Origin of the sequence: Arthrobacter sp. HMSC06H05 (assembly GCF_001807395.1) — a bacterium.
Classification (GTDB): domain Bacteria; phylum Actinomycetota; class Actinomycetes; order Actinomycetales; family Micrococcaceae; genus Pseudoglutamicibacter; species Pseudoglutamicibacter albus.
Genome location: NZ_KV788988.1, coordinates 1 through 25,329 on the forward strand (window position 1 = coordinate 1; position 25,329 = coordinate 25,329).

Below are 25,329 nucleotides of genomic sequence, written 5' to 3' on the forward strand. Positions count from 1 at the left end.
CGGGCCCGGAGTCTTCCGACTCCGGGCCCGCTTACCCTTGGCTACACGTTACGCCATTCAAGTGCCGAGCGTGCGCTCAGCGTTCATCTTGAGTTATGGGTCGGGCACAACGCGTTGCGATGTAGTTATAGAAGCCAGTGACTTACTTAACGTACTGCCACTGGTCAGCGTTCCAGGTAATACCGGACTGGGTCACAGTGTGCGCGATGTTAGCGATCTTTGGATCAGCTGCACGCATGCCTGGATGCTGGAAGATCGGGATGCCGTAGAGGTTATCCCACAGAGCCTTCTCTGCTTCCTTGACTGCTTCAAGGTGTGCATCGTCAGCCGTCGCCTTCTTCATCTTGTCGAATGCGGCGTCAACATCGGCGTTCTTGAACTTACCGTAGTTCTGTGCACCCTTCGAGTGGTAGATGTTCCAGCCGGAGGTCTTCTGGCCGGAGCCTGCCCATGCGAAGAGTGCTACCTCGTACTTACCGGTATCTAGGGTGCCGCCTGGATCGAAGAAGTCCTTGGAGGAGACGTCTTCAACCTTGAAGCCGGCCTTCTCGCAGGAGTTCTTGATCAGCTGGAACTGCTGGCTACGGCGTGGGTTTGGTGCGGAGTAACCGATACGTACGGTTGCGCCTTCCTTGCCCTTGTCCTTCAGGAGCTTCTTGGCGCCTTCGATGTCGACCTCGTCGTATTCGCCCTTATATGCCTCAGAGACAACATTCTCGTAGTTCTCGTCATCGCTGAAGATCTCACGTGCGTTGAGCACGGTCGCGTCTGGGTTGATGGACTTGACCAGCTTGTCAACGATTTCCTGACGTGGAACACACATGGCGAACGCCTTGCGGACGTCAAGGTCCTCCATCACGTTGCCCTTGCGGAAGTTGAAGTCCAGGTGCTCCCAGGTGAGCTGGTTACCCGAGTAGAGCTTGGCCTCGTTGGAGCCTTCGAGGCCCTTGAGCTGGTCGGCGATGTCCGGGGTGATCTGAGGTGAGATGACCTGAAGGTCCTTGTTCTTCAAGCCCTGAACCATGGCGGAGTCATCGATAAAGCGGAAGGTGAGCTTCTCAACGCCTGGCTTCTCGCCCCAGTACTTAGGGTTGGCCTTGACGGTGACGGACTCTCCCTGCTGCCAAGAGTCGAGGATGTATGGGCCGCCGGAGACGTTATCTTCTTCCTTCGGCAACTTGCCTGCGCCGCGGTTCCAGCCCTTGTTCCAGAACTCTGCAGCCTTCTCGAGCTTCTTGCCGTCCTGGTCCTGGAGAGCCTTGATGTACTCTTCCTTGGACAAGCCGCCGTTCTTAGCGATGACGTGTGCTGGGAAGGACAACCAGGTCTGCAGCTCCCAGTCTGGGTTTGGTTCCTTGAAGGTCACAGTGAACTTCTTGCCCTTAGGGTCGCCCTGCGGGCCGTCTGGAACCTGGTCGACGAGGTCGTTAGAGACGTTGTCGAACAGCGGTGGGGCGTTACCGTCACCATCCTTCTCTGCGTCTGGGGAGGACAAGGTGGTCTGGGTACCCCATGCGGAGATTGCGTCAGCTACGGTGATCGGCGTGCCGTCGGACCATACAGCATCCTCGTGGATGGTGTATTCGACCTTCATCGGGTCCTCGGAGATGAGCTTGTAGGAGCCCATGTCCTTGTTCTGGTAGACCTTGCCATCCGTGCCGTAGTACCTGAAGCCTGGCATGTAGGTATCGGCAACAGCGGAGGTGTAAGTGGAGTAGGTATCTGGAGTCAGACCGTTGTAGCCACCGTATTCAATGGAACCTACCGTGATCTTGATTTCCTTGTTCTGGGTCTCTACGTCGCTGAGTTCAAAACGGCCCGAGCCTTCGAACTGCTTAGCATCGCCAACGGTCTGGCTATCGCCGCCCTTGTCGTCCTTCTTTTTATCCTGGCTACCGCCCGGGGAGCAAGCGGTCAGTGCCAGAGATGCAGCTGCGGTTGCCGCAACTGCCATGGAGATACGCTTCAGACGCATGTCCACTCCTGTCATTCTCAAATGGTGCATACAACTCGGCGGCGCCGGTTGCCGTGAGGATTCATGATCGTTGTTAGCTAGATCACGTGCTCAATACTATACAACCTGTTTTCAAAATGAATATCAAGGTAAATTTTCAGATTCTCCATGGTTACGCCCAGATGATGATTGAACGCGCGAATTGTGGTAAGACCACATGGATTTTTCTACGCCGCTGTGCCTTCTCATCGGCAGGAATCGCTTCTACTCAGCGGCTTCCTGTATGAGTCGCGACAGGATCTGTATAACCACGTCGGGGCGGTCCGCATGCACCCAGTGTCCGGCTCCTTTGACCATGACCTTGCGCATGCCCGGGAACAGTTCCCGCATCACTGGGGCATCCTCGTCCGTGATGTATCCGGAGTCGGAACCACCAACCCACACAACGGGACCCTCAAACGGGAGGTCCTCAGATGTGAGTGGGAAGTCACCGACCTTACTCAGCCAGCTGCGCAGGCTCGCTACGTTGGGCTGCCAGGACCAGCCATCGCCATCACGCTGAAGGTTCTGCAACAGGAAAGCCCGCACCCCAGGCTCCTCGACCTCTGATGCCAATGCCGCATCGGCATCAGTGCGCCTCTCAATACACGCAAAGTCTAAATCAAGCACGCTATCCAGCAGATGCTTGAAGGGTGCTTTGTTGGCTTCATAGTCCGCAGGGCGCGGCGATATATCGATGACCGCGAGCGCACGCACAAAAGGCGTGCCATCAGTGGCGGAAGCCCGGCCGCCCGATTCGCCGCCGTCTGCCGCACAGCTACCGTGACGCAACGCGACCTTCATGGCGACCTTGCCGCCCATCGAGTGCCCCACAACCACGGCAGAGTCAACGTCGCGGGCTTTGAGGGTTGCGACCACCGAATCAGCCATCTGGTCGTAGGAAAAATCCTCAGTCCATTCGGCAGCGCCGTGGTTCGGCAGATCAACTAGATAGGACGTCGCAACCTCAGATAGAGCTCTCGCAATCGAGATGAAGTTACGGCCCCGCCCCATCAGACCGTGCAGGAACACGACCGGGACGGGCCCCTCCCCCACAACCTGGACCGGGAGGTTAGCGTCAGGCAGGTTGGTATCGGTTAACTTCGCATCGGGTGCTTCAGACTCAGCCATAATGTCACCCTAGCTAACGCGGCTACCCTCCGGGCTCTGTTAGTGCCAGCGGCGCAACTGTGTTATAGCCTGCGGGCCCTATTAGAGCCCGCGGCGCATCACCATGAGGCCTACGCCGCCGAGCATCCCCAAACCGACCACAGCTACTACAACACCTGCAGTCTGGGTTCCACGGTGAACCCATGGGATACCCACGGCTTCTTCCGCATCCCATGCTTCGGCCTGCTCCTTGGTGCGCGGGGTCACCTTACCCAGCGGCCCTTGTGGGCGGTTTTGCTGGCCGTGATGTTCAACCCAGCCGAAGTCACTTGCAGCCGGAGGCTCGATGGGATTGCCGTGTTCGTCCAGGACGGGCGCTGGGCGTTCGCCATCACCAGCGGAGCCGTCACGGGACTCGGGGCTGCTGCCGTCCTGCCCCTGGCTTCCAGGGAAGAACGGTTCAAAGATGCTTGGCACATCGGAGCCTGTTGGATCGTTAGGCGATCCTGGAACGATGACGCCTTCCCCTGCACCCTGGTCAGTGCCGCGTTCGCCAGGCTGTTCACCTGGAAGAGGAGCCTCACCACTTGGCTGTGCATCCCCTGCACCGCCGCCGTTCTCCGTAGAGTCCTCCGGCGTTTGATCTTCCTGAGACGGTGCAGGAGCTTCCGATGGCTGTGGAGCCTCCGGTTCTCCAGGAGAAACATCTGCCGGACCCGGGGCGGCCGATGGTGCCGGCGCGACTGGTGGCGCCAATGGGACAGCTGGCAGAGGATCCAGTGGCCGGCCTGGCGCAGTTTCAGGCAATGGCATAGGAGCCGGTTCGGCCGGGAACCCTGGTGCTAGCGGAATCTGAATCTGTGGTGCAGACGGAACACGGCCCAGGGGTGCGGACGGGCGGTTACCCAGAGGCGCAGACGGGCGGTGGCCCTGCTGCACGTTTGGACGGTTGCCCAGAGGCGCCGAAGGGCGGTGGCCTTGCGGCACTGAAGGGCGGGCACCCCACGGGCCGGAGGAATGCGGAGGATCAAACAGTCCTGGCCTGAACCATTCAGGTACGTCCAGCAGATCTGGCGAGAGCCGTGGCGGCCGCTGGAAACCACCTGGCGAGAAAGGCTGCGGCGGATCGATCGGCCGCATTTCCGTCTCATCCACTGGCTCGTTTGCGTCCGATTCTTCCGGGAACGGGTCAGTTGGTGCTGGGAATGGTTCTGGTTCAGCTGGAGCTTCCTCGCCCGGTGCAGGCTCAGATGGAGCTTCCTCAGTTGGGTCTGCTTCGCTTGGAGCTGGCTCGGATGGAGCCGTTTCTTCGCTTGGCTCGTCCTCTGATGGCGATGGCTCAGCGGACTCAGACGTTGCAGGCTCGGTCGGCTCGGGGGTAGGCGCAACCTCGTCTGGCGTTTCCTCGGTTGTTTCTGCCTCGCCTGGTGCTTCCTCGGCCGTCTCAGGCTCGCTTGGAGCGAGTTCTTCGCCTGGCTCGTTCTCTCCCGGTGCTGCCTCACCTGGTTCAGGTACGCCAGATGGTTCAGCGATCGGGGCAGGCTCTTCCGCTGGCTGTTCAGGAGCAGGGAGTGTGAAATCTACCGTGTAGGAGCCATATGCGCCCCATGCAACGTTGGTCAACCCTGGGTTAGGGAGATCGTACTGCGGCAAGAGTGCTGGGCTAGACCACGTCAAGTTGGTGTTCTCTGCCTGCCCAACAAAAACCATCGAGTACTTGAAGTTGACGTGCTTGCGGCGCTCTTTGACCTTGCAGATGGAGTTACCCAACGCGCTCGTGAAGCAACCGTCATTGGCGCTCTCTGCGATCTCACCGATAAGTTTGTCTTCGGACGGCTTCTTATTAAACGTGCCGTTGAATGCCAAAACGTATTGCCCCTGGTCGTCAGTCCAGGTCATCTTGGTTTCAGCGAGGCCAGATTTGCCCGTGATCTCTTCATACTGCTTGAGCAGACGCACCTGCTCAGCTAGCGCGGCCTCGCGCCCAACACCAGGGTTGCGTAGCATGAAGCGGTCCATGCCCTTGGCAACCCAGTCATTGACATAGGCGCCAACCACCGTGACGCCGGCAGCAGGTGCCGCGTCCTGTTCAGAGACATCCCCTGAAGCCGGTTGAGTCACAACGCCCCTGAAGGTTCCTTGCACACGCTTATCAAACCTGCGCAACTGAACCCACTCGGTTGGCATGGAAGCCACCTGCTCAGACCAGTCTGCGTTATTAAACAACTGAGCAATGTAGGCAGAGTTTTCATCCAACCCGTCAAGCGGGATGGGGGTCAGCGCCGGCTTGACCGCTGGCTTAGCTGCAGACTGATATGCAGGAGCGACACCTGCCCTATCTGCACCCATTCCAGGAGCAGCATGTGCCGATTCGGAGCCGAAAGCCGGAGCAAAAGCCATGCCGGCAGCCAAAGCGAAAGCTGCAGACCCAACGGTGAACCGCTTGATGCGGCCAGCCGCCTTCCCCTCGCGCTGTAATTTAGTACCAGTCGCTTGCACACGGAGTTCTTCCTGGCCCGAATGCGAGCAAGGTCCTAGGGGCAACAACGGATGACTTTCACGCATACCCTTACCTCCTCGCCTCAGTCATTGGTGCGCAGACCAGTGTCACACATAGATCCTCTGTCAGTCATGAATCTTCGCGGTTTCGAGCACCACGAACCACACAGATCTCACACAGAGTTTCGCTTGGTAGTCAGGTTCTTCAGGCGCGCTTCGTTCATTTCTCTACAAGATTGCGTAGCGGCGCCTGAACTCGAACTGTGAAGTAACACCAGGTCTACTTCTATTGTACCGCGTCTATGGGGTCAAAAATAATTCGTCACAACACTGAGTTATTCGCATATCCGCATAATTAGCCACCATTGCCCCACAGATCGAATGTAAATGAGACATCATCCCGTAGGGGCGTATGTTTACTATGCATTTACGTACATATACGGCCATACAGTAGTTCTATAGCGGAGCCTGTGGGGGCATATATTTTCTCTGCTAAGAGTAGGCTTAAAACATGAGCGAGAACAGTATGGAATACAACCGTCTTGGACGTGCAGGCCTCAAAGTTTCCGAGCTTTCCTTCGGCTCATGGGTCACTTTCGGAGACACCATCGACACCGGGCTTGCTAAGGAATGCATGCAGGCAGCCGCCGATGCCGGCGTCAACTTCTTCGATAACGCTGAAGTGTATGCGGGCGGAAAGTCCGAAGAGATCATGGGGCAGGCCATCGAAGAACTTGGCTGGAGGCGCTCCGAGTACATCATCTCCACCAAACTGTTCTGGGGAATCTCAGATGGCAAGGTCAATCTGACCAACACCCTGAACCGCAAGTACCTCATGCAGGGTATCGACGGCTCACTCGAACGCCTAGGCCTGGATTTCGTGGACCTCATCTATTGCCACCGCCCCGACCCGGAAACCACGATTGAGGAAACCGTGTGGGCGATGAGCGACATCGTCGCTAGCGGCAAGGCACTGTATTGGGGCACATCGGAATGGTCAGCCGATGAGATTCGCGCGGCCTACGAGATCGCCGAACGCCACCATCTGCATAAGCCCTACATGGAGCAGCCCCAGTACAACCTCTTGGAACGTACCAAGGTCGAGAAAGAATACGCGCGCCTATATAAGGACATTGGCCTGGGCCTGACCACGTGGTCACCGTTGGCTGGCGGCATCCTGACTGGTAAATACCTAAACGACATCCCGGAAGGCTCCCGCGCCGCTGGCCGGTATGGGAAGATCCTCGAATCCGCTATCGCAGATGAGACGCAGAAGGATCGAGTGCGCAAACTCGTTGAGATGGCCGCGCAGCTCGATGTGACTCCCGCTCAGCTCTCGCTGGCATGGCTTTTGAAGAACCCGAACGTCTCCACCGTCATCACCGGCGCAACCTCGCTTGCTCAGCTCAACGAAAACCTCGGAGCGCTCGATGCGAAAGCCGCCCTCACCGAGGAGGCTAAAGCGGAACTCGACCAGATTTTCGCCTAGCCGCGTTGTCCGGTAACTCGCAAACCCTGCCCAACTCCTGTAGGGTGAATCACATTTTCATAAGAGAATGATGTCAACGCATGCTTTCAACGCATGTCTGAGGATTTGAGATGAGTACCGAAACTCACGGTGGCGCTGCCACCGCGGCGAGTGCAAATGCCCCGCAAGAAGGCGAACTTAAAAAGACGCAGAAACCTGCTTGGGTTTTCGCGGTAGCTGTTGGTTCCGCAGTTGGTTGGGGCGCGTTCGTGCTCCCCGTCGATTGGCTCCATCAAGGTGGTGTGGTCGGCGCGGCACTCGGTATGGCTATCGGCGGTAGCCTTATCGCGCTCATTGCGTTGAGCTACGGCATCGTTATCAAGGCCCTGCCTGTCACAGGTGGCGAGGTCGCTTATGCCCTGGTTGCTTTCGGACGGCGTCACGCGTTCATTGTCGGCTGGTTCCTCACCCTCGGTTACCTCTGTATCGTTGCGCTGAACGCCTCTGCGATGGCGCTTGTCGCCAGGCGTCTAGCGCCCGGGATCATGGAGCAAGTCCACTTGTGGACTATCGCAGAGTTCAACGTGTATCTGCCTGAGGTCATCTTCGCGTCCGCGTGCCTCATCCTGTTTGGCTGGCTCAACATTCGTGGTGCGGCTTTCGGTGGCCGTGTTCAGTTCGTCGCGGTTGTCGTGATGCTGATTGCTGTTGTGCTCATCGTGATCGGTGTAGTCGCTATGGCTGGCCGCAACGAGCTGAGCTTTGGCCCGGCTTTCCCAACCGATGTTCCTCCGATGGCCGCGATCATCACGCTCGTTGCGATCGCCCCGTGGGCGTTCATCGGTTTCGATAACGTCCCGCAGGTTGCAGGTGAGTTCAACTTCTCCCCACGTAAGGCCTTGGGGCTGATCATGTTCGCGATCTTCGCGGCTGTTGCGATCTACGTCCTCATGATCATGGCGGTATCGCTCTCTGCCGGTCCAGGCATCGAAAATATCGGTGACGACACGTGGGCACCTGCCGATGTGATCGCCGGTGTGCTCGGCCAGTTCGGCGTGGTCCTGCTGGTCATCGGTGTCTCTATGGGTATCTTCACCGGCCTCAACGGCTTCACGATGTCCGCATCCCGTGTAGTGCTTGCCCTCGGCCGCGCACGCATGCTGCCGGAAGCCACAGCAAAGATCAGCCCACGCTTCCACACCCCGCACGTTGCGCTCATCGTGGTGGTTGCGCTGTGCCTGATCACCCCATGGTTCGGGCGTGCCGCGCTCAGCTGGGTTGTGGACATGAGCTCGGTGGGTGTCACCATCGCGTACTTCTATACGTGCTTGTGCGCGTTCAAGGTCATGCACCGCGACCGCTCCCTCATGCGCGCTGCCGGGGAACGCGTACCTTTCTTGATTACGCTTTCCGGCCCGGTCGCACTACTGGGTGCCGCGATTTCCGTGGTGTTCCTCCTGCTGCTGTTCTTGCCGTTCTCCCCTGGCGCGCTCAGCACGCCATCGCTCATTGCGCTGATCGTGTGGCTCATTCTGGGTGTCGGGTTCTTCCTGGTGCGCCGGCCACGCTTCGAAGCCCTCACAGAAGAAGAAACCCGCGAGGTCATGCTGGGTGAACACCAGGACGTCTACCTGGACCAGGACCACATTGACGAAGAGGTAGAGCGCATCACCGGCGCCATCCCGATTGTGCCGATGCCTGGCGCGGACACCTCCAACATGGCTCCCCACACTGCAGCGGCTGCCGAGACACTGGCCGAGCAAGAACCGGATGACCCAGACCCTGCCAAGCCGATGAAGTAGCCGATGCATTAGCCTGCCACACACTACAACGTGGCAGGCTAATGCATGTGTCAACCTGTGGGACTATGGCGCGGGCTTAGAGACGAGCGCTTTCAGTTGTTCGGCTAGTTCCCGTGTTGCTTTCTCCCCCGCTTCAGCGGCACGCTGGAACTTGTTGAACGAGGTGAAGCCCACATCGTCCATTTGCGGGTCAATCAGCACATCCGGAGGGAACAGAGACAACCGAACTTTGATCAGTTGCGCCTGCATGATCTCGATGCCGCGCACCGCCTCCTTGAATGTGCCATTGATGAACCTGCCGGTCGGTACAGGCTGAGATTCCTTAGTCATATCGACCGCTTCCAGTGCGGTCGCATTCACCGCGACCACGTTCTTGGCGCCGAAGAAATGCGCCGCATCCACCGGAAGCTGGTTCAGCATCCCGCCATCCATCAACAGGTCACTACCGACCCGGACCGGCTCCAAGACCCCAGGGAACGCGGCCGAAGCGTGCACTGCAGCAAGCAGGTTCCCCGAATGCAGATAACGGGTGGTTCCGCTAGCGACATCCGTGGCCACAACAACCAGTGGAGTCTCGAGCTCCTCGAAGGTTTCGGGCAAATACTGGCCTAAGAAAGACCGCAGACGCTTAGTTGAGAGCACGCGGCCGCTGAGACCCCAGTTCAACACCTTCCACCAGTCCACGCTCTCACTGATCTCGCGGATCTTCGCCGCATCATGACCAGCGGCGATCAACGCGCCGATGATCCCGCCCATGCTCGTCCCGGCGATCACCTCCGGGCGCACTTCGAGCTGCTCCAGCTCATGCCACACCCCCACATGGCACAAACCTCGGGCACCACCGCCACCCAACGCTAAACCAAGCACACAAACCTCCAACAATCCTCGCTGTACACGAGACACGTTGCCGCACCGACAGCGACACATCTTCTTCTACAGTTCCGTATCAACACCAAAAACGCCAGCACCAATGAGAAATGCGACGCCGCCCCGCTGTGAACATGCGAAACTACACATATGCTGACCGCCACCATCTGGGGAATCATCGCCGCATCCTCGCTCACGATCGGCGCGGTCCTAGGGCTCGTCACCCCCCCTGGCCGCCGCGACTCATCGGCGTAAACAAGGCACCGGCAACGCAGGAATGGTGCTCGTCATGGGTGCCATCCTCGACGGCATTCCGGAACAAACCGTACTCGGTGTAGGAATGGGAGCCGGCAACGACGTCAGCATCGCATTGCTGATCGCGATCTGCCTAGCCAACATCCCCGAATCCGTCGGTTCAGCCTCCGACATGAAAACAGCCGGCGTCCCCACCCGACGAATCATGGGCAACTGCGTTGCGACCTAACTAAACTGCCGCCCAAGCTAGGTTCCCGACTTCTCGGCAAGGCCCCTCACGCATCGGGGTGGGTCCGCCGCACCCCCATCAACGCAACAAGCAACACGCACGAGGCCGTGACCATCGTGAGCGCCATCGGCAGTGCCGTAGCGCCATCACCGATGCCGGTCAACGGCGCGACCACCGCCGCCAGACCGAACTGAGCCGCACCCAACATCGCAGACCCCGCACCCGTGCGACCCGCTGAGGCTTCAAGCGAGAGCGCCACCAGATTCGGTAGCAAGAAACCGTTGCAACACACCACTACCGCGAAACCCGCCATGAGCGGCCACGCCGCCGCCTCGAGCAGCGTTACCGAAATGACGATCCACGCGACACCAGCCGCCTGTGTGCACCCCACGATAGTGACCCAGCGGCGCGCCGGAATCCGGTCAATAATCCGCGGATTCACGGCACTCGCCAACACCAGCGTGAGCGAGTTGAACGTGAACATGAGCGCATATTCACGCTCGCTAAACCCGTTCATGCGGATCATGATGAACGAACTAGCGGAAATATAGGCGAACATCACGGCAAAACCCGCAACGAACATGAGGGTCGGGAACACATAGGAGCCACGGGTCAGAAGCTCCCCCATGTTCGCAAACGCCTTCGCGATCCCTCCGGTATGCCGGTCCTCGCTACGTAGCGTTTCCAGGACAGCCCACCACACGCCTAGCGCAGCGAGCGCGAAAACACACGCCAACATCACGAACACTGCACGCCAGGACAACCACGGGATTAACACCCCACCCACCGCGGGCGCGATCACCGGTGCGATCGACTGAATCGCCATGATCGTGGACAACGCCTTCGCGATCCCCTTACCGCGCCCCACATCAGCGATGATCGCTTTCGAAAGCACCACCCCAGCAGCACCGCATACGCCTTGGAAGCATCGCGCGATAATCAGCACCACGATGCTTGGAGCCAGTGCCGAAACCAGAGAAGCAATCCCTGAGCCCACCAGGCCGAGCAGGAGCAACGTGCGCCGGCCACGCTGATCAGACAACGGCCCAATCACAAGCTGGCCTAGACCCATCGTGATCAGAAAGCCCGTGAGCGACAGCTGCGTCACTGACGCGCTCGCACCGAACTCGCGTGCAATCTGATCCAGACCGGGAACGTACGCATCGATCGCAAACGGCGCGAGCCCGCCGCACAACGCCAACACCGCAATCATGCGGCGCGGCAACAGGCGCGGGCGGCTCACAGAAGGTTCCTGACTCATCGGTGTCCATGCTACGACGCGGCGCAGCAGCGTAACGGCACAGCGGTGTAACGGTTCAGCGCCGGCGTGCTAAGCGACAGGTAGTCGCAACGTGACTTTAGAGCCCTGGCCGTGCCAAGACTCCAACGATGTGGATCCTCCGTGGCGTTCGATGATCGCCCGGACCATTGGCAGGCCTAAGCCGCTCCCCTCGGTTCCGCGCACCTCACGTGAGCGGCCAAGTTCCTCCCACACGGTCTCCAGCTCGTCCGCAGCGATACCGCGGCCCGTATCCGCGCAGTCGATATACACCGAACCGTCCGCTTCACGGCCGTGCATTTCGATGCGGGCGCCAGGGTCCGAATACTTCACGGCGTTACTGAGCACATTAGAAATGGCGAGGAACAGCAAGTCTGAGTCCCCTTGAATACGCGGCAACGGCCTCGGGGCGCGCGGGAGTGCGACCTCGATGTGGCGTTCGCGAGCACCCGGGATCTCCAACACGGTCTGGACAGCTTCTTCCACCAGCTCCGTCAAGTCCACGCTGCTCAGCTCAAGCTCGGCGTGCTCGACCTCGCTGATCTTACGCAGATCACTCAACAAGCTAGAGAGCCGCTGAGCCTGCGCACCAATGTTGTCCAGCTGCCGTTGCGAGGGCTCGTCCGCGAGAGCCGCACGGATCCCTTGAATAGGGTTCTTTAGTTCGTGATCCAGCCGCGCCATGAGCCGTTGCCTACGCTGCGTCTGCTCCTCGCGTTCGCGGCGAACCGCGCGCACCTCGCTGCGGCGCAACCAGGCCACGGCAAGCCAGCCGATCAGGAAAACAACGGTCACGGTGACGCCCAGAATCAACGGAACCCACGCCAACGTGGTTGCGACCGTTAAGACTTTCTTGCTGTCCACCGACGCCCAGATCAGGCTCGCCACCAGGCCCACCAGCACCGGCGCGAACACTACAACCAGCGTCCAGTTCAGTTTCCCGCGGCGACGCTGCGCGGGCTGAGAGTCCGGTGAGGACGGTCTGGAACGTTGACGCTGTACAGCTTTGGGCGCAGACGGGGACTCAGGCGCAGGTGGGTACGCTGGCTGGTTCATGCGCGCTCCACCTCAGCCACAAAACGGAACCCTTCACCGGAGACCGTCTCGATCATCGACTGCCCCGGAGCTACATCACCGAGAACCTTGCGGATCTCAGCCACGCGATGGTCCACGGCCCGCGTGGTCACGATCGCTTCGAAACCCCACACAGTTTCGAGTAGGCGTTGACGCGAGAACACCTCATCCGGGTGGCTCATCAAGAACTCGAGCAACGCGAACGCGCGCGGGGTCAGGGATTTCTCGCGGCCATCAACGAAGATGCGGCGTGCCGGTCGATCCAGCTTCAACGGGCCGGCAACCAGAGATTCGGCCGCACTGAGTGGAGCGCCGCCTTGCCCGCTGCGGCGTAGCACGGCACGGATCCGAGCCATCAGCTCGACCGGGTCGAACGGCTTGGTCAGGTAGTCGTCGGCGCCGTCATCAAGGGCTGCTGCGCGTTCGAAGGATTCGCCGACCTCGGTCAGCAGAATCACTGGCAACCATTCGTCATCGGCCCTGATGCGCCGCAAAACTTCACGGCCATCAACCCGCGGCATCAGAACATCGAGGATGACCAGGCTCGGGCGGCGGTGCTCAATCTTACGGAGCGCGTCAGCCCCGTCCACAGCGACATCCACGTCCAAGCCGTTCCGGCTTAAAACGGGAGCCAAGTGTTCCCTGATGGTGGCATCATCATCAACTAACAAGATCTGTGGACGAGGCGACACACCGCCCATAAAGTTCCTACCCTTCACAACAGCCAAGCGGGCCCACCACGCGGTACACACCACGCGATGAACCCAGCCTAGCCGCTAATAGCGGATCTCGACCCGCCGGTTCTTCTCACGGCCCTCGAAGTTTGGCTTCGACTTGGTGCCGTTATTTGCAACCGGTTTGGTGTCCGCGAAGCCTTTCGCCTCAACCTTGAGGTCCTTGCGTGCGGCCTTGATCGCATCGGCAACAGACTTGGCGCGTAGCTCAGAGAGCTTCTTGTTCCCGACCTTAGACGGCACGTTATCCGTGTGGCCGCCCACCGCGATCTTCGCATTCTTCGGCACGTCCTTGACAAGCTCACCGATCTTCTTCTTCGCGTTATCCGAAAGCTTGTGGGCGTCAATCTTGAAGAGGATGTCAGAAGACAAGCTCACAATGTCCTTGCCGTCTTCCTTCCGCTCAGTTTCAAGCTTCTTGATACCCATATCCATCTTCTCGATCTTGGGATCGATGGGCTTGATCGATTTCGCTATTTCTTTATCGCTGAGCTTTTCGTGTTTATTGTCATCGGCGAGCGCCGGCTGTGCTCCCACCACCAGGGCGAGAGCCACCAGCGAAGCCGTTACACCTGTTACGCGTTTCAATCGATTTCAACCCCCTGAGCCATCTCCGTGTTGTTCCACATGTTGAAGTCCATGGTGTGAACGTCCTCAGGTGGAGCCGCGAACACGGATGTTGAATAGGTGCGCTTGCCCGGGGTCAAATGCACACCCTGGTTGGTGACCGCGCGAGTGCTGAGCCGCTCATGCTTGTTGAGGTTCTTCTGGTCGATCGCATACTCAGTCACGATGTGCTGATTCCCCGCGACTTTCCACAGGTTGAATTTGCCCTCGTCTTCCGCGGTGGTGTGCAGCGTGTACCCATAGACGACCTTGACGAACTTACCTTCACGCTTAGCTTCAAGCATGTCGATGGTCAGCTTGGCGTCCTTATCCCCTTCCACGGTCACTCCCGTGGTGACCGAGAGGATCGGTTCTCGATTGTCTTGCTGACCATCCTGGTTACCCTCGCCAGAATCGTTGCCCTGTTCGGCGCCGTTGTCTGATGCGTTCGTGTTGTTCGAGGTGGAGTCGCCAGAGGTGGCGTGGGCTTGCTCCGCCGAGTTCGTATTGTCGCCCTGGGCGCTCTGCTGCGCTGAGGCCTGGTTCGCGTTCTGGTCCTGGCCCTCATCGCTCACACCCACCGAGCAGCCTGCCAAACCAATGGACGAAGCGAGCGCCAGGCCCAGAACCATCTTGCTTGCAGTTGACTTGTTCATGGCTAAACCTTTCGCCTCTATAGAACCTGCACGGAAAGCTGTGTGCCTCCGTCTTGTTTACAACGCTACGGCGAAGGACCCTTCAACCTATCGCAGATCTGTCGCCAACAACCCGGATCTTGTACCGAATTAGCGACAACGACGCAAAACTTCAGAATTCGTTTACTTGAGGATCGTTTGAGTCAGGTGTGGGGCGTCCCCTACGTTTTCAGAGGTGGGCGGGCAAGTTTCCGGAGCGGAACAGACGGATCGGCCAGCGCATCGGGCGGTACAACAAGCCCTTGATCAATGATCCGGCGAGCCGCACGCACCGTGACCCCGCCATCGACCGCTGCACACCCAGCCATGGTCCCGTCCGGGTTGAGGAGGAACGTCGCCTGCGGAGAACCGTCCTCATTGAAACGGTGAACAAACTGGGTTTCGCTCTCATGCCCGGCGACCAGCGAACCCACGCCTTCGACGTGAACCCCGTGGCGGTCCGACCAGAACCACGCGGCTGCGTGCACGGATTCGGCCGGGCTAGGCTCTTGCCCCAGGATCGCGGCGGCGGCTCTCGATCCGCTGTTCATCGCGTTCTCCCAATGCTCCGCGCGCGGCAACAGTTCACCCTCAGGGGTGCGGATGCGCGCGGCATCCCCCACCGCGAAGATCGCGGGGTTCGAGGTGCGTTGGCACTCATCGACGAGCACGCCGTCGTTGACTTCCAAGCCGAGGCGTTCGGCGAGCGCGGTGTTCGGGGTGATCCCGATACCCACCAGAACCTGATCCGCCCTCACCTGCGTGCCATCTATGAGGGTCACAACGCGTTCGGGGCCATCCAGCTCGATACGAGCCGGAGCGTCATGGATGACGTCGATCCCCTTCCCGGCATGCATCGCGTGCAGATGCTCGGCCAACACCGCCCCAACAGCGGACAGCAGCGGAGGGTTCGCCGGTTCCACGAGCGTCACATCAGCGCCGAGTTCCAGCAGTGTCGATGCTATTTCCGCACCAATCAACCCCGCACCCACAATGACCACACGTGTGCCTGGGGTGATGCTTTCACGCAAGAGGTCAGCGTCCGTGCGGGTACGCAGCTGAAGGACCTCTTCCAACTCACCGCCAGGGACCGGGAGCTTGCGGGCGCTACCGCCGGTACCCAGAACCACACGGTCAGCGGTGAGAGTTTCGCCATTGTTCAGCCGGACGGTGATCTGCGAGTTGCCAGGTGAGGCGGCTGAGTGTGCAACCGCCCCGGCAGAGTCTTCAGCCGCTTCGGCGGAGAGCCCTAGCGCTTCAGCGGAGTCCTCTACCGCCACGGCTTCAGCTTCGATGAGCTTCACGCGGTTCTCGTCGAACCACTCTCGTGGCTCGAACTGGATCTGTTCCAGCGTCTGTGTGCCTAGCAGGTAGCCCTTCGACAGCGGCGGCCGGTCATACGGCAGGCCACCTGGCTCCACCATCGTGATCTCACCATCAAAGCCACGGGAGCGCAGCTGGCGCGCCACGGTGAAGCCGGCGACACCACCGCCGATGATCGCAACAGAATTCACTGGCATCAGTCAGCGTCAATAGCAGGCACACCCGGGTACAGGACCACGGTGTCGCCCTCAACCTCGACCTTGTGCGTCCGGGCATCCACAGTGGCCGGCAGACACAACGCCTTACCGTTCTTGAGGCAGAACCTGGCCGCATGCGCCGGGCACTCGACCTCCGTGCCCTCGACCCAGCCGTCGGCGAGGCTCGCTACCTCGTGCGTGCACTCATCATTGAGGGCATAAAACGAGCCATCTTCGGCATGGAACACCGCGATGTCCTCGCCGGTTACGTTCTCATCCCCCGGAACCAGGAACGCCTCTCCCTCAGGGATCTCGCTGACAGGGATTTTGACGGTATCGCTCATAAGTGCCTCTCCTCTGTACTCGATGGACTCAAGTTTGGTGCGGTTCTCTATTCGGTGCGGCGGCGAACGATGCGGTAGCGGGCCACTCGGTGGTCGCTGCGGTGCCGGGCCACCGGCGACCCGGCACCGGCCTCCAGAGTTAGTTGCGGTGCTCCACGAGGTTGCGGCGTTCAAGACGCAACGTGACATCCGCAGCCTTCGCAAGCTGTTTGGAGTGAGTCACCACGATCACGCATTTATTTTGCTGATGCGCGGCATCACGCAGAATCTCGATCACACCTTCCGCGGTTTCTTCATCCAGGTTACCTGTCGGCTCATCAGCGAGGATCACAGGTGCAGAGGAAACCAGCGCTCGTCCGATCGCGACACGCTGTTGCTGCCCACCGGACAAAGCCAACACGTTCCGCTGAGCTGCGGCCGCATCGACCCCAAGGCGGGTCAGGTCCTCGACCGTGGCTTTCGAGTTCACCAACCGCAGGTTCTCAATAGGGGTGAGGTAGTCAATCAAGTTGTAGTTCTGGAACACCAACGCGATCTGGTCGCGCCGGTGACGTGTGTAGCCTGTGGTGGCGATGTCTGTGCCGTTGAAACGCACAACACCGTCAGTGGGCGCATCGAGACCTGCGAGCAGGCTCAGCATCGTTGTCTTACCCGCGCCGGAAGAGCCGACGATCGCATAGAACGTGCCGAGATCGAAGTCATAGGTGACCTTGTTGAGCACCCGCTGGGCGGTGCTGCCGTACGTGTAACCGACGTGGTCTAGTTGCATGATGGACATGATTTTTCCTAACTACGTTTTGAAAGAATGCGTTTGGGGCGTTGGGTGATGAGAGGCAGAACGCCTACCGAAACGCCGATCAGCACGATGACGAAACCCCACGCAAGCGCGGCAACCGTGCCGCTTGCACTGGCTGTGAGGTGGATTGAGGCCAGCGCGTCATCCCCCGCCTGAGCGATGATTGCCCGCCCGAGATAGCCGGACAGAACCGTCCCAGCTACGGTTGAGATGACTGCGGCGACGGCGGCGAAAATGCTTGCCTCAATCCCGAACTGTGAGAGCACATTGCCCTTCGATTTCCCGAGCGACAGCAAGATGCCTACCTCGTGGATGCGGCCCCGTGCCCAGAACGTACTCACGAGCGTGAGCACGCACGCACCCGCGATGCTCAAGCCCAGCAACAGGACCGCCAATAGTTTGTCCACTCCGGCGATCGCCTGGAGAACCGGGGCGAACTGCGCAGAATTGTCCTCCAATGTAAGGTCTGGCGCGGCCTGATGAGCCGCTTTGAGAGCTTCCGGGAGTTCCTGGGCGTTATGGGTGAAATACCGGCCGGTGGTCAGCGGTGCTCCGAGCTTCCGTGCTGAGGCGAGGTCCACGAACACCTGGTTCTCTGAAGCACCCGCCGGCAGCCCGCTTGGGTTTTCTGTTTTCCCGTCAAAGATCCCCGCAACCTTCACGGTGACTTTCGTTGTGCCTTGAGCGAGGGTGAGGGTGGATCCCGGCTTGAGATTGTTGAGCTGGGCGAACTCCCGGTGGATCAGCGCTTGCGATGTGCCCTCACCCACGTGCGTTCCCTCAACCAGCTGATACAGCTTGCCCTGAAACCCCGGGTTCAACTCCGAATCACTGACTCCAGTCGCAGTCACTGCGCTAGCGAATTCAGGGTCCAATTGGACCCCACGCCCACCAGCGACCGGTTTAGCACCCTCAAGTTGCGGCATCGTCACCGCTTCCACACTGTGCTTAGCGATCTGCGGCAAACCAGCCAAACGTTTGAGCACCGACTCATCGATACCGGCCTGCTGGGCAGGCGGTTGGGAAGGCGGCTGTGCAGGCGGCTGGCCAGTACCGTTACCAGTATCAGTGGCATTACCAGTATCAGGGTTAGTGCCGGGTACAGCGCCGGCGGTTGCAGTGAAGCCGGCGCCAACGTTGGTGCTGATCGCGTCCTTGACGTCCGCCATCGAGGACCGAACGCCGGACTGGGCGACGAGCGCGGTGAACACGACCGCCATGATGAGTGTCATGAGGATGCTGCGCCGCGGTTTGCGGATCACGCTGCGGATCGCTCGGGGCCAAGGACTGCTCATTTGGTGTCCACGAGGATCGCGCGTGGGCTTTTACGCAGCATCGGTAGCGAGGTAACCGCGACAACCACCGCGACCACAGCCACACAGATGATCACCGCTTGGATCACCGAAGCCGTCGAGAGTCCCACCGCGAGGCTGTCGAGTGTTTGAACGGAGGCGGAGGATTCCATGTCCGCACCGAACTGACCAGCTTGAGCCATCTCTTGTTCAGCGGACTTATTGACGCTCGCGAGCGTCGTGTTCCCCATCCATTGAGCGAAACTGTTCGCCGCGAAATAGGCGACGATGAACGCTGGAATAGCGATCAGGATGAGCTCTGCGAAATACTGGGCGGTGATGTTGGCTTTATTGACGCCGATGGCGAGCAAGGTCCCGGTTTCTTTCTTGCGTTCGTTGAGCCATAGGAACAACACGAGCGCTACAACGGCGGCGGCGAAGATCGTCGCACCCACCGTCGTGTTGTTCATGATGCTCGTGACACCGTCCACTGCCCCAGTGATACCAGCAAGGTATTGGGTGGAACGTGAAAGCTGGTAGTTGTTCCAGTCGATCCCCTGAGCTGCGGCGGCCTTGACGACGTCCTCGAAGTTGGCGTCCTTGGCCACAAAGAAGTTCGCGTCCTGATAAATCTCAGTCTGAGGTGTGAACTGATACAGCGTCCGCGTTGTATCCAAGTCAGTGAAAACCGTGTTAGCGTACAGTTCGCTACGCACCGCGACTGGACGGGTGTTCTTGCCGGATACGATGCCGACAACCTCAGTCTTCACTTCTTTGGTGGATTGTTGCTGGTTATCTACGTCGTATTTGTTGCCCTTCAACGTGAGCGTGCTACCAAGTTTGAGGTTGTTCGCTTTCGCGAGATCTTCATGGATCACGGACTTGTGTTTGTCTTCAGACGTCAAGTGCCTGCCCTCGACGAGCTTCAACGAACCACTACGGAACGCGTTAGCGATCTCAGATTCGTTGACGCCCCACACGTTCACGGCATTACCGAACTGGGCTTCGCGCTGCTGGTCATAGTCAGCGTGGTCAGGCTTGAGAACCTTCGCACCCACAAGATCAGCAGTGACGTTCTGGCGGGCGACATGGGAGACCACACCATCCAAGCTCGCAAGCTTTTCAATATCGGCAGGCTTCACGTTGCCCGCCCCACGCGGGGTACCCATGTTGTAGTGAGGGTTATTCTCCAACACGAAGCCACTACCGGTCTTCGCGTCAATCTCTTGTGCGACCTGGTCCGCGGAGCGGGTCACAGCGCCCGCGGACATCACCACGGTCCCCATCGCCGCGAGAACAGCAAGGATAATCACGGTCTTGACTGGTTTTCGGGCACAGTAGCGCCACGCTCTTCCTAGAAACGACACAGTTTCCCTTTCAAGGTGAAAATGGTTGGCGCGTCCATGGCGCTGATCGCAAGACTAACCGCGAGGCTACCCACAGTGGGATGCATAGTGGTGAGCGAAATCTGGTTCGCAGAATGCAGCGCGCCGATAAGGTCCGAAAGAAACTTATAATTCGATTCTGAAACGAGTCTGAAGGTCCTCTGCACCCAAGCTGAGGGAACGCGAGGAAGTTTCAGTGAGCCCCGGCGAGCGCCCGATATTCCCGGGTTACTGGTTTCCAGAAGCCCGCCCGGTGCGCTAGCAGTTCTTTGAAATGCCGCGGGGTCACCTCATCCAGTGCCGCAACATATTCGGGCACGGTTTCGCGCGGCAGCCGCAGGCCCATCGTGAGGTGTGGGATCCAGTCCGTGCGGTGATCCTCCGGGTTAAGCACGCTGATCTCGCGGACTGCTTGCCGCATCGGCTCCCCCGTTTCCAAAAGCCATGCGACCGTCTGTTTGCGGCGCGTACCGAATATCACGGTGCCGACTCGTTGAAACTCCGCGGGGATCACGGCTGGTAAAACCTCGGCGGCGCGTTCCACGGCTGCCGGCGCCATATCGTGTGAAAAAGAGATAGTGATGTGTGGGGTCTGGTTTTGGCGCGGGAAACCGCGGGCTTCGAGGGCATCGAGAATCTCGCGCACCTGCCGCTCCTGCTCAGGCGGTAAATACAACAGAATGTTCTGCGGTGACGCCACGAAAAACCCCTCACGCATGCATTTTTGAGAAACTAGCTAATGTTGAGGATCTAGCAACTGTTGACGCCGAGCAACTGTTGGTGCTTACCCGCCGGCGCCGATCTAGCCGCGCAACACGCGTCGGTTGCGCATCACCATCGCGGTCCCTTTGAAGAAACCAAGCCGCTCATAGTAGCCAATCAGGTGATCGTCGCAGGCCAGATCGATCGAATACATGCCCTCGAGGCCGGCTACGATGCGGCGCACCAGCTCCTGCCCGATCCCCTGATTCTGATACTCCGGCAGCACCTCAAGCCACGGGATGAACGCGGTGAGAACACCGTCGCTAATCGCGTTGATGTAACCGACCACGCGCTCGCCATCGAGCGCCCACACGCGTCGGAACGAGCCATCCATGACATCCACGAGCTGTTGAGCACTCGGCGGGGTGGGCCAGCCGACGAAGAACCCCTCAAGCTGCTCGGCTTGAACCGCGCCTGGCTCATCACGATACGTAATCATGCGGTCGCTCTGCCTTCCTCATGCGTTGCGGTTTCCCTACGCATGCTCTTGCAACCAGGCCGCCAGAACCGGGACGTGAGAATGCTCAACATCCTTAGCCGCCGTCAGTAACGTCACGTGAGCGCTATGTGACAGTTCCTCCGCTAGTTCAGCGGCCGCATCGTTCTCATCAAGTTCGGCACTGTAGCGGCTCTTGAACTCATCCCAACGCTCTTCCGGCGCCTCATGAAACCAGGTGCGTAAGGCACTGCTCGGGGCCGCGTCCTTAGCCCATACGTCATAGTCGAGGGCCTCCTTCTTGATCCCGCGAGGCCACAGTCTGTCAGTCAAAACGCGGGTACCCTTAGTCGGCTCTGACTCCTCATAGACACGACGAAACGTCCACTTAGCACTCAGTGAGCTCATGGTCACCCTCCCGCAGTGTTGTTGTTTACGCCGGCACAGTCTTGTTGACTCTGGCGCCGGTTTGTATCGGCGCTGGCATGGACCGACGCTGGCTTGTACCCGCACTGGCTTGTACCGGCGTTCTGCCGGCCACTATCTACCTTAGTAGCCGCTCACTGCGTCAAGGGGGTGGCGCGGCACAGCATAGGATCGAACCAGCTATACCCCGCGCGAGGAAACCCGCGAGCAAGGAGTGCAAATGGACAAGGAGGCCACATGGCGCTGAACATCGCTTTGATCGGATACGGCGGGATCGCCTCCCGTGTTGCCACAGCGGTCCTGGCTATGGATGGTGTCCAGCTCGTGGGGGCGATCGTGCGCACACCAGGGCCAGCAGCCGACGACGGTGTAGCCGAGCTCAACCTGGAGGATGCGTTGGCGGAGGATGTGCAGGCGGACAGTGTGCCAGCGGACGGCGCACCTGGGCGGCCCGTGGACTTGTTCGTTGAGGCCGCCGGGGTTCCTGCCGTGGCTGAGTATGGTCCGCGCATCGTCGCGGCCGGTAGAGACCTACTGATAACCAGCGTTGACGCGCTGGCTGACCCGCAGCTGCGGCGTGCTCTACGAGGGTGACGTAGCCGGGGCTATCGACAAGTTCCCAGCCAACCTCAACGTGGCTGTCGCGCTCGCGCACACAACGGGGATGTGGGATGAGACAGTCGTGAAACTCATCGCCGACCCAGCCACACACCAAACCAAACACACCATCACAGCTAGCGGCGCATCGGGCTCCTACCGGTTCGAGATCACCAACAATCCCCTACCGGATTCCCCGGCAACCAGCGGGATCGTCGTGAACTCGGTGATCACCGGGATCCGGACCATCGCAGGCACGTCCGGAGTCACCGTCTAGACCGTACCGCCTGCGCCGGGACCGGCTATGCAGCGCCGACCTCGTGGCTGTCAGCCCGTGACGAGTGAGTGTGCCCCGTGTGAACGTTCCCCGCATGAATGTGGATGTGCGGCTGGCGTGATGCCCGCAGGCCGTTGAGGATCACGAGGACCTCGGTGAGTTCGTGCGCGAGCACCACGGCGGCGAGGCTCATGACCCCGAAGAACGAAAGCGGCAGCAACAGCACGATCAGCGCGAGCGATACCGCGAGGTTCTGGTTCATGATGCGCCGGCCGCGGCGTGCGTGAGCGAAGGCCCGCGGAAGCAGGCGAATGTCCGTGCCGGTGAAGGCGATGTCAGCGGACTCGATCGCGACATCGGCTCCACCCACGCCCATTGCAATACCGATGTCAGCCACGGCGAGCGCTGGCGCGTCGTTGATGCCGTCGCCGATCATCGCGACGTGGTTGAGCGCTTGGACCGCGGCGACTTTGTCTTCGGGGCGCAGCTCGGCGCGGACATCCGTGATGTCGGCTTGGGCCGCGATCGCGTTCGCGGTGCGTGCGTTGTCGCCGGTCAGCATCGTGATCCCGATGCCCTGTTTCTTCAACGCAGCCACCGCATCGGCCGCTCCTTCGCGGAGCTCATCGCGCACACCGATCACCGCGGTTGGTTCGTCGTTGACGTGCAGAACCACGGTGGTCATGCCGTTTTCTTCAAGCTCGGTGGTGTCTGCGCTGAGCGGGCCGGGGCTGAGCCATCGTGGGCTTCCGATCGCGATGCGGTCGCCGTCGACCCAGCCTTCGATGCCGTGGCCGGCCTGTTCCGTGACGTCGGTTGCGGTGGGGACCACGGGTGCGGCGGTGGTGATCGCGGCGGCGATCGGGTGGGAGCTGTGTTGTTCGAGGGCGGCGGCCCATTCCAGGGCGACGTCCATGCTGACGTTCGGGACGGAGCGGACGGCGGCGACCTGTGGTTTGCCGCGGGTGAGGGTCCCGGTCTTGTCGATCGCGATGTGGCGGATGGTTCCGAACCGTTCGAATGCGGCACCGGATTTGATGATCACGCCGTATTTGCTGGCTCCGCCGACTGCGGCGATCACGGTGAGTGGGACAGCGATGGCGAGTGCACATGGGGACGCTGCCACGAGCACGGTGAGGGCGCGGGTGATCCACAGTTCTGGGTCGCCCACCAGCGAACCGATCACCGCGATGAGTGCCGCTAGGACGAGGACGCCCGGCACGAGCGGTGTAGCGATGCGGTCAGCGATGCGCGCACGTTCCCCGCGTTCGTTTTGCGCTCCTTGCACGAGCGAGACGATGGTCGTGAGCGAGTTATCGGTTCCTGGCGCGGTGGCCTGGATTTCCAGTGGCGTTGTGGTTGCGATGGAGCCGGCGCTGATGTGTTCGCCTTGTTCTATGATGAACGGCATGGATTCGCCGGTGATGGCGCTGGTGTCGATGTCGGTGCGGCTGGTGATCAGGGTGCCGTCGGTGGGGACGCGTTCGCCTGGGCGGATGAGGATGTGGTCCCCTACCGTGAGTTCGGAGGTGGGGATGGTGATGGTGGTGTCGCCGCGGCGGATGGTCGCTTGGTCTGGTGTGAGGTCGAGGAGGGCGCGTAGGCTACCTTGCGCTTTGGCCATCGCTTTTTCTTCGAGGGCTTCAGCGATGGAGAACAGGAACGCGAGTGCTGCGGCTTCCCCGACGTAGCCGAGGATGACGGCGCCGACGGCGCTGATGGTCATGAGGAGTGCGACACCGATTTTGCCTTTGGTGAGGCGCTTGAGGGCATCAGGTACGAAGGTTGCCGCGCCGATGATGAGGCTGGCCCAGTAGAGGACCTGTTCGGCCGTTTCGTAGCCGAGTAGGCCGGTGATGAACCCGGCGACGAGGAGCAGGCCCGAGGTGAGTGGCACGAGGATTTCGATGTCCCGCCACCACGGGACTGTTTTGACGTCGATGCCTTCCATGACGATGTCGCCGCCGCAACCGCACGCTGAGCTCATATGACCCTTCTCCTTGTCGAGACCGGCTGATGAAACCGAACGGGGATCTGGTTCATGAATGGCCGGTTAACCTGTTTCCAGGCTAGCCCCGCAGAGGCGGGAAACGGGCATTTTTACGTGATGCGGGCCACAGTGTAAGAAACATGTGTAACTTACTTTTTCGGGCGCTTGGTAGCTGAAAATGACAGTGATTTTCAGGAGGGTTTTTGAGGGTGCGGTGCTGGAGTTTTGGTGCCTAGTGGGGCTTGCTTATTCGTAGTGAGTCCACATCCGCAAAACGTGGACGGTGCGAGCCTCGGCATTGACCTCATAAACGAGGCGATGCTGAATATTGATCCGCCGCGAATAGCAACCGGCTAAGTCGCCGATAAGTTTTTCGAAACGGGGTGGACTGGCGAATGGGTCTTCGGAGAGCAAGTCCAACAACATTCGCGCTTTAGGCTTTAGCCCCGACGACGCTAATTTCTTTGCGTCTTTCTGAGCCTGCTTCGAGTAAACCAAGCGCCAGTTGGTCACCAGTCAAGCTCCTCAGAGCCCGACGCGATCCCTTCCTCCCGGGCAGCAAGGATGGACTCAGTCATTCCTGGGATCGAGGCCAGAAACAGTGTTTCCTGAATCGCACGCCAGTCTTCTTCGCCCACTAGGACTGCATTGCCGCGTTGCCCTGTTATGGTCACCGGCTCAGACTCGTCATTCACTTGATCGATTAAACGGTACAGATTATTGCGTGCCGATGTTGCGTTTACAGCAGTCATTCGTCGATCACCTCAAGACCAACCGTACGCCTTTACGTACGGGAAGGCAATAGGCGCTTCTTGCAGGCAACACTGTCAACTCAGCACATCACTGCCACATCAGCACATCAGGTCCACTAGCCTTCCGCGATGCAGGGCGCGAGATCATTTTCTTTGACCGAT

25 protein-coding genes are annotated in these 25,329 nt (G+C 59.8%); 5 read left to right on the forward strand and 20 right to left on the reverse strand.

The annotated features are described in order from the left end of the window. Positions 1-142: 142 nt before the first annotated feature. From HMPREF3160_RS06730 to HMPREF3160_RS06740, 3 genes are all read right to left on the reverse strand, one after another. Positions 143-1,975, reverse strand: coding sequence for an ABC transporter family substrate-binding protein (locus HMPREF3160_RS06730; protein ID WP_035755580.1), 1,833 nt, complete (start codon positions 1,973-1,975; stop codon positions 143-145). A gap of 243 nt (positions 1,976-2,218) precedes the next feature. Continuing rightward, on the reverse strand, positions 2,219-3,124 hold the full coding sequence (locus tag HMPREF3160_RS06735; RefSeq protein ID WP_052048349.1) for an alpha/beta fold hydrolase: 906 nt from the start codon (positions 3,122-3,124) through the stop codon (positions 2,219-2,221). An 81-nt stretch (positions 3,125-3,205) separates the two neighbouring features. Continuing rightward, entirely contained in the window at positions 3,206-5,668 is a 2,463-nt protein-coding gene (locus HMPREF3160_RS06740; RefSeq protein ID WP_176744716.1) for a hypothetical protein, read from the reverse strand. Between the two features lie 445 nt (positions 5,669-6,113). On the opposite strand from HMPREF3160_RS06740, the gene HMPREF3160_RS06745 reads away from it, so the two are divergent. Continuing rightward, positions 6,114-7,091, forward strand: a complete 978-nt coding sequence (locus HMPREF3160_RS06745) for a potassium channel beta subunit family protein (RefSeq protein ID WP_232219256.1) — start codon at positions 6,114-6,116, stop codon at positions 7,089-7,091. A 110-nt stretch (positions 7,092-7,201) separates the two neighbouring features. Beyond that, positions 7,202-8,872: an APC family permease gene (locus tag HMPREF3160_RS06750; protein WP_070507717.1), complete on the forward strand. Its 1,671-nt coding sequence runs from the start codon at positions 7,202-7,204 to the stop codon at positions 8,870-8,872. A gap of 63 nt (positions 8,873-8,935) precedes the next feature. Here the strand turns inward: HMPREF3160_RS06750 and HMPREF3160_RS06755 are convergent, their stop codons facing one another. Further along, complete coding sequence (locus HMPREF3160_RS06755; protein ID WP_035755469.1) at positions 8,936-9,739, reverse strand: patatin-like phospholipase family protein; 804 nt, start codon at positions 9,737-9,739, stop codon at positions 8,936-8,938. A gap of 289 nt (positions 9,740-10,028) precedes the next feature. On the opposite strand from HMPREF3160_RS06755, the gene HMPREF3160_RS06760 reads away from it, so the two are divergent. Further along, entirely contained in the window at positions 10,029-10,223 is a 195-nt protein-coding gene (locus HMPREF3160_RS06760; RefSeq protein WP_141739867.1) for a ZIP family metal transporter, read from the forward strand. A 46-nt stretch (positions 10,224-10,269) separates the two neighbouring features. Here HMPREF3160_RS06760 and HMPREF3160_RS06765 read toward each other — a convergent pair whose 3' ends face one another. From HMPREF3160_RS06765 to HMPREF3160_RS06825, 13 genes are all read right to left on the reverse strand, one after another. Continuing rightward, positions 10,270-11,484 carry a multidrug effflux MFS transporter gene (locus HMPREF3160_RS06765; RefSeq protein ID WP_083285516.1) on the reverse strand — a complete coding sequence of 405 codons (1,215 nt, stop codon included), beginning with the start codon at positions 11,482-11,484 and terminating at the stop codon, positions 10,270-10,272. Positions 11,485-11,553: 69 nt separating this feature from the next. After that, positions 11,554-12,558 carry a sensor histidine kinase gene (locus HMPREF3160_RS06770; protein WP_083285517.1) on the reverse strand — a complete coding sequence of 335 codons (1,005 nt, stop codon included), beginning with the start codon at positions 12,556-12,558 and terminating at the stop codon, positions 11,554-11,556. Continuing rightward, positions 12,555-13,277, reverse strand: a complete 723-nt coding sequence (locus HMPREF3160_RS06775; RefSeq protein ID WP_070507718.1) for a response regulator transcription factor — start codon at positions 13,275-13,277, stop codon at positions 12,555-12,557. The genes HMPREF3160_RS06770 and HMPREF3160_RS06775 overlap by 4 nt, the downstream gene beginning before the upstream one ends. A 75-nt stretch (positions 13,278-13,352) precedes the next feature. Continuing rightward, complete coding sequence (locus tag HMPREF3160_RS06780) at positions 13,353-13,898, reverse strand: OmpA family protein (RefSeq protein WP_070507721.1); 546 nt, start codon at positions 13,896-13,898, stop codon at positions 13,353-13,355. Then, positions 13,895-14,572, reverse strand: coding sequence for a hypothetical protein (locus HMPREF3160_RS06785; RefSeq protein WP_070507723.1), 678 nt, complete (start codon positions 14,570-14,572; stop codon positions 13,895-13,897). Before HMPREF3160_RS06785 ends, HMPREF3160_RS06780 begins: the two co-directional genes overlap by 4 nt. Positions 14,573-14,772: 200 nt before the next feature. Next, on the reverse strand, positions 14,773-16,110 hold the full coding sequence (locus tag HMPREF3160_RS06790) for an NAD(P)/FAD-dependent oxidoreductase (RefSeq protein WP_070507725.1): 1,338 nt from the start codon (positions 16,108-16,110) through the stop codon (positions 14,773-14,775). Beyond that, positions 16,110-16,454, reverse strand: coding sequence for a bifunctional 3-phenylpropionate/cinnamic acid dioxygenase ferredoxin subunit (locus HMPREF3160_RS06795; protein ID WP_070492347.1), 345 nt, complete (start codon positions 16,452-16,454; stop codon positions 16,110-16,112). Before HMPREF3160_RS06795 ends, HMPREF3160_RS06790 begins: the two co-directional genes overlap by 1 nt. A gap of 139 nt (positions 16,455-16,593) precedes the next feature. Further along, positions 16,594-17,232 carry an ATP-binding cassette domain-containing protein gene (locus HMPREF3160_RS06800; RefSeq protein WP_070507727.1) on the reverse strand — a complete coding sequence of 213 codons (639 nt, stop codon included), beginning with the start codon at positions 17,230-17,232 and terminating at the stop codon, positions 16,594-16,596. A gap of 8 nt (positions 17,233-17,240) precedes the next feature. Next, a complete protein-coding gene (locus HMPREF3160_RS06805) occupies positions 17,241-18,545 on the reverse strand; it encodes an ABC transporter permease (RefSeq protein ID WP_256174136.1) in 1,305 nt (434 codons plus the stop codon). Continuing rightward, a complete protein-coding gene (locus HMPREF3160_RS06810) occupies positions 18,542-19,855 on the reverse strand; it encodes an ABC transporter permease (RefSeq protein WP_256174137.1) in 1,314 nt (437 codons plus the stop codon). The genes HMPREF3160_RS06805 and HMPREF3160_RS06810 overlap by 4 nt, the downstream gene beginning before the upstream one ends. 265 nt (positions 19,856-20,120) lie before the next feature. Next, the gene (locus HMPREF3160_RS06815; RefSeq protein WP_070507730.1) at positions 20,121-20,627 is read right to left on the reverse strand and encodes a 2'-5' RNA ligase family protein; all 507 of its coding nucleotides are present in this window, start codon (positions 20,625-20,627) and stop codon (positions 20,121-20,123) included. 102 nt (positions 20,628-20,729) lie between these two features. Beyond that, positions 20,730-21,128, reverse strand: coding sequence for a GNAT family N-acetyltransferase (locus tag HMPREF3160_RS06820; RefSeq protein ID WP_070507732.1), 399 nt, complete (start codon positions 21,126-21,128; stop codon positions 20,730-20,732). 36 nt (positions 21,129-21,164) lie between these two features. Then, positions 21,165-21,533, reverse strand: a complete 369-nt coding sequence (locus tag HMPREF3160_RS06825; RefSeq protein ID WP_035755491.1) for a DUF488 domain-containing protein — start codon at positions 21,531-21,533, stop codon at positions 21,165-21,167. Positions 21,534-21,788: 255 nt separating this feature from the next. Here HMPREF3160_RS06825 and HMPREF3160_RS06830 point away from each other — a divergent pair, with 255 nt between their 5' ends. Continuing rightward, entirely contained in the window at positions 21,789-22,145 is a 357-nt protein-coding gene (locus HMPREF3160_RS06830) for a hypothetical protein (RefSeq protein ID WP_070507733.1), read from the forward strand. Further along, complete coding sequence (locus HMPREF3160_RS06835; RefSeq protein ID WP_070507735.1) at positions 22,129-22,425, forward strand: aspartate dehydrogenase domain-containing protein; 297 nt, start codon at positions 22,129-22,131, stop codon at positions 22,423-22,425. The genes HMPREF3160_RS06830 and HMPREF3160_RS06835 overlap by 17 nt, the downstream gene beginning before the upstream one ends. Positions 22,426-22,450: 25 nt before the next feature. Here the strand turns inward: HMPREF3160_RS06835 and HMPREF3160_RS06840 are convergent, their stop codons facing one another. From HMPREF3160_RS06840 to HMPREF3160_RS06850, 3 genes are all read right to left on the reverse strand, one after another. Continuing rightward, the gene (locus tag HMPREF3160_RS06840) at positions 22,451-24,412 is read right to left on the reverse strand and encodes a heavy metal translocating P-type ATPase (protein WP_070507739.1); all 1,962 of its coding nucleotides are present in this window, start codon (positions 24,410-24,412) and stop codon (positions 22,451-22,453) included. A gap of 249 nt (positions 24,413-24,661) precedes the next feature. Beyond that, positions 24,662-24,928 (reverse strand): Txe/YoeB family addiction module toxin, encoded by a 267-nt coding sequence (locus tag HMPREF3160_RS06845; protein ID WP_035755496.1) that lies wholly within the window; start codon positions 24,926-24,928, stop codon positions 24,662-24,664. Further along, positions 24,925-25,167, reverse strand: a complete 243-nt coding sequence (locus tag HMPREF3160_RS06850; protein ID WP_035755498.1) for a type II toxin-antitoxin system Phd/YefM family antitoxin — start codon at positions 25,165-25,167, stop codon at positions 24,925-24,927. Before HMPREF3160_RS06850 ends, HMPREF3160_RS06845 begins: the two co-directional genes overlap by 4 nt. Positions 25,168-25,329 lie beyond the last annotated feature (162 nt).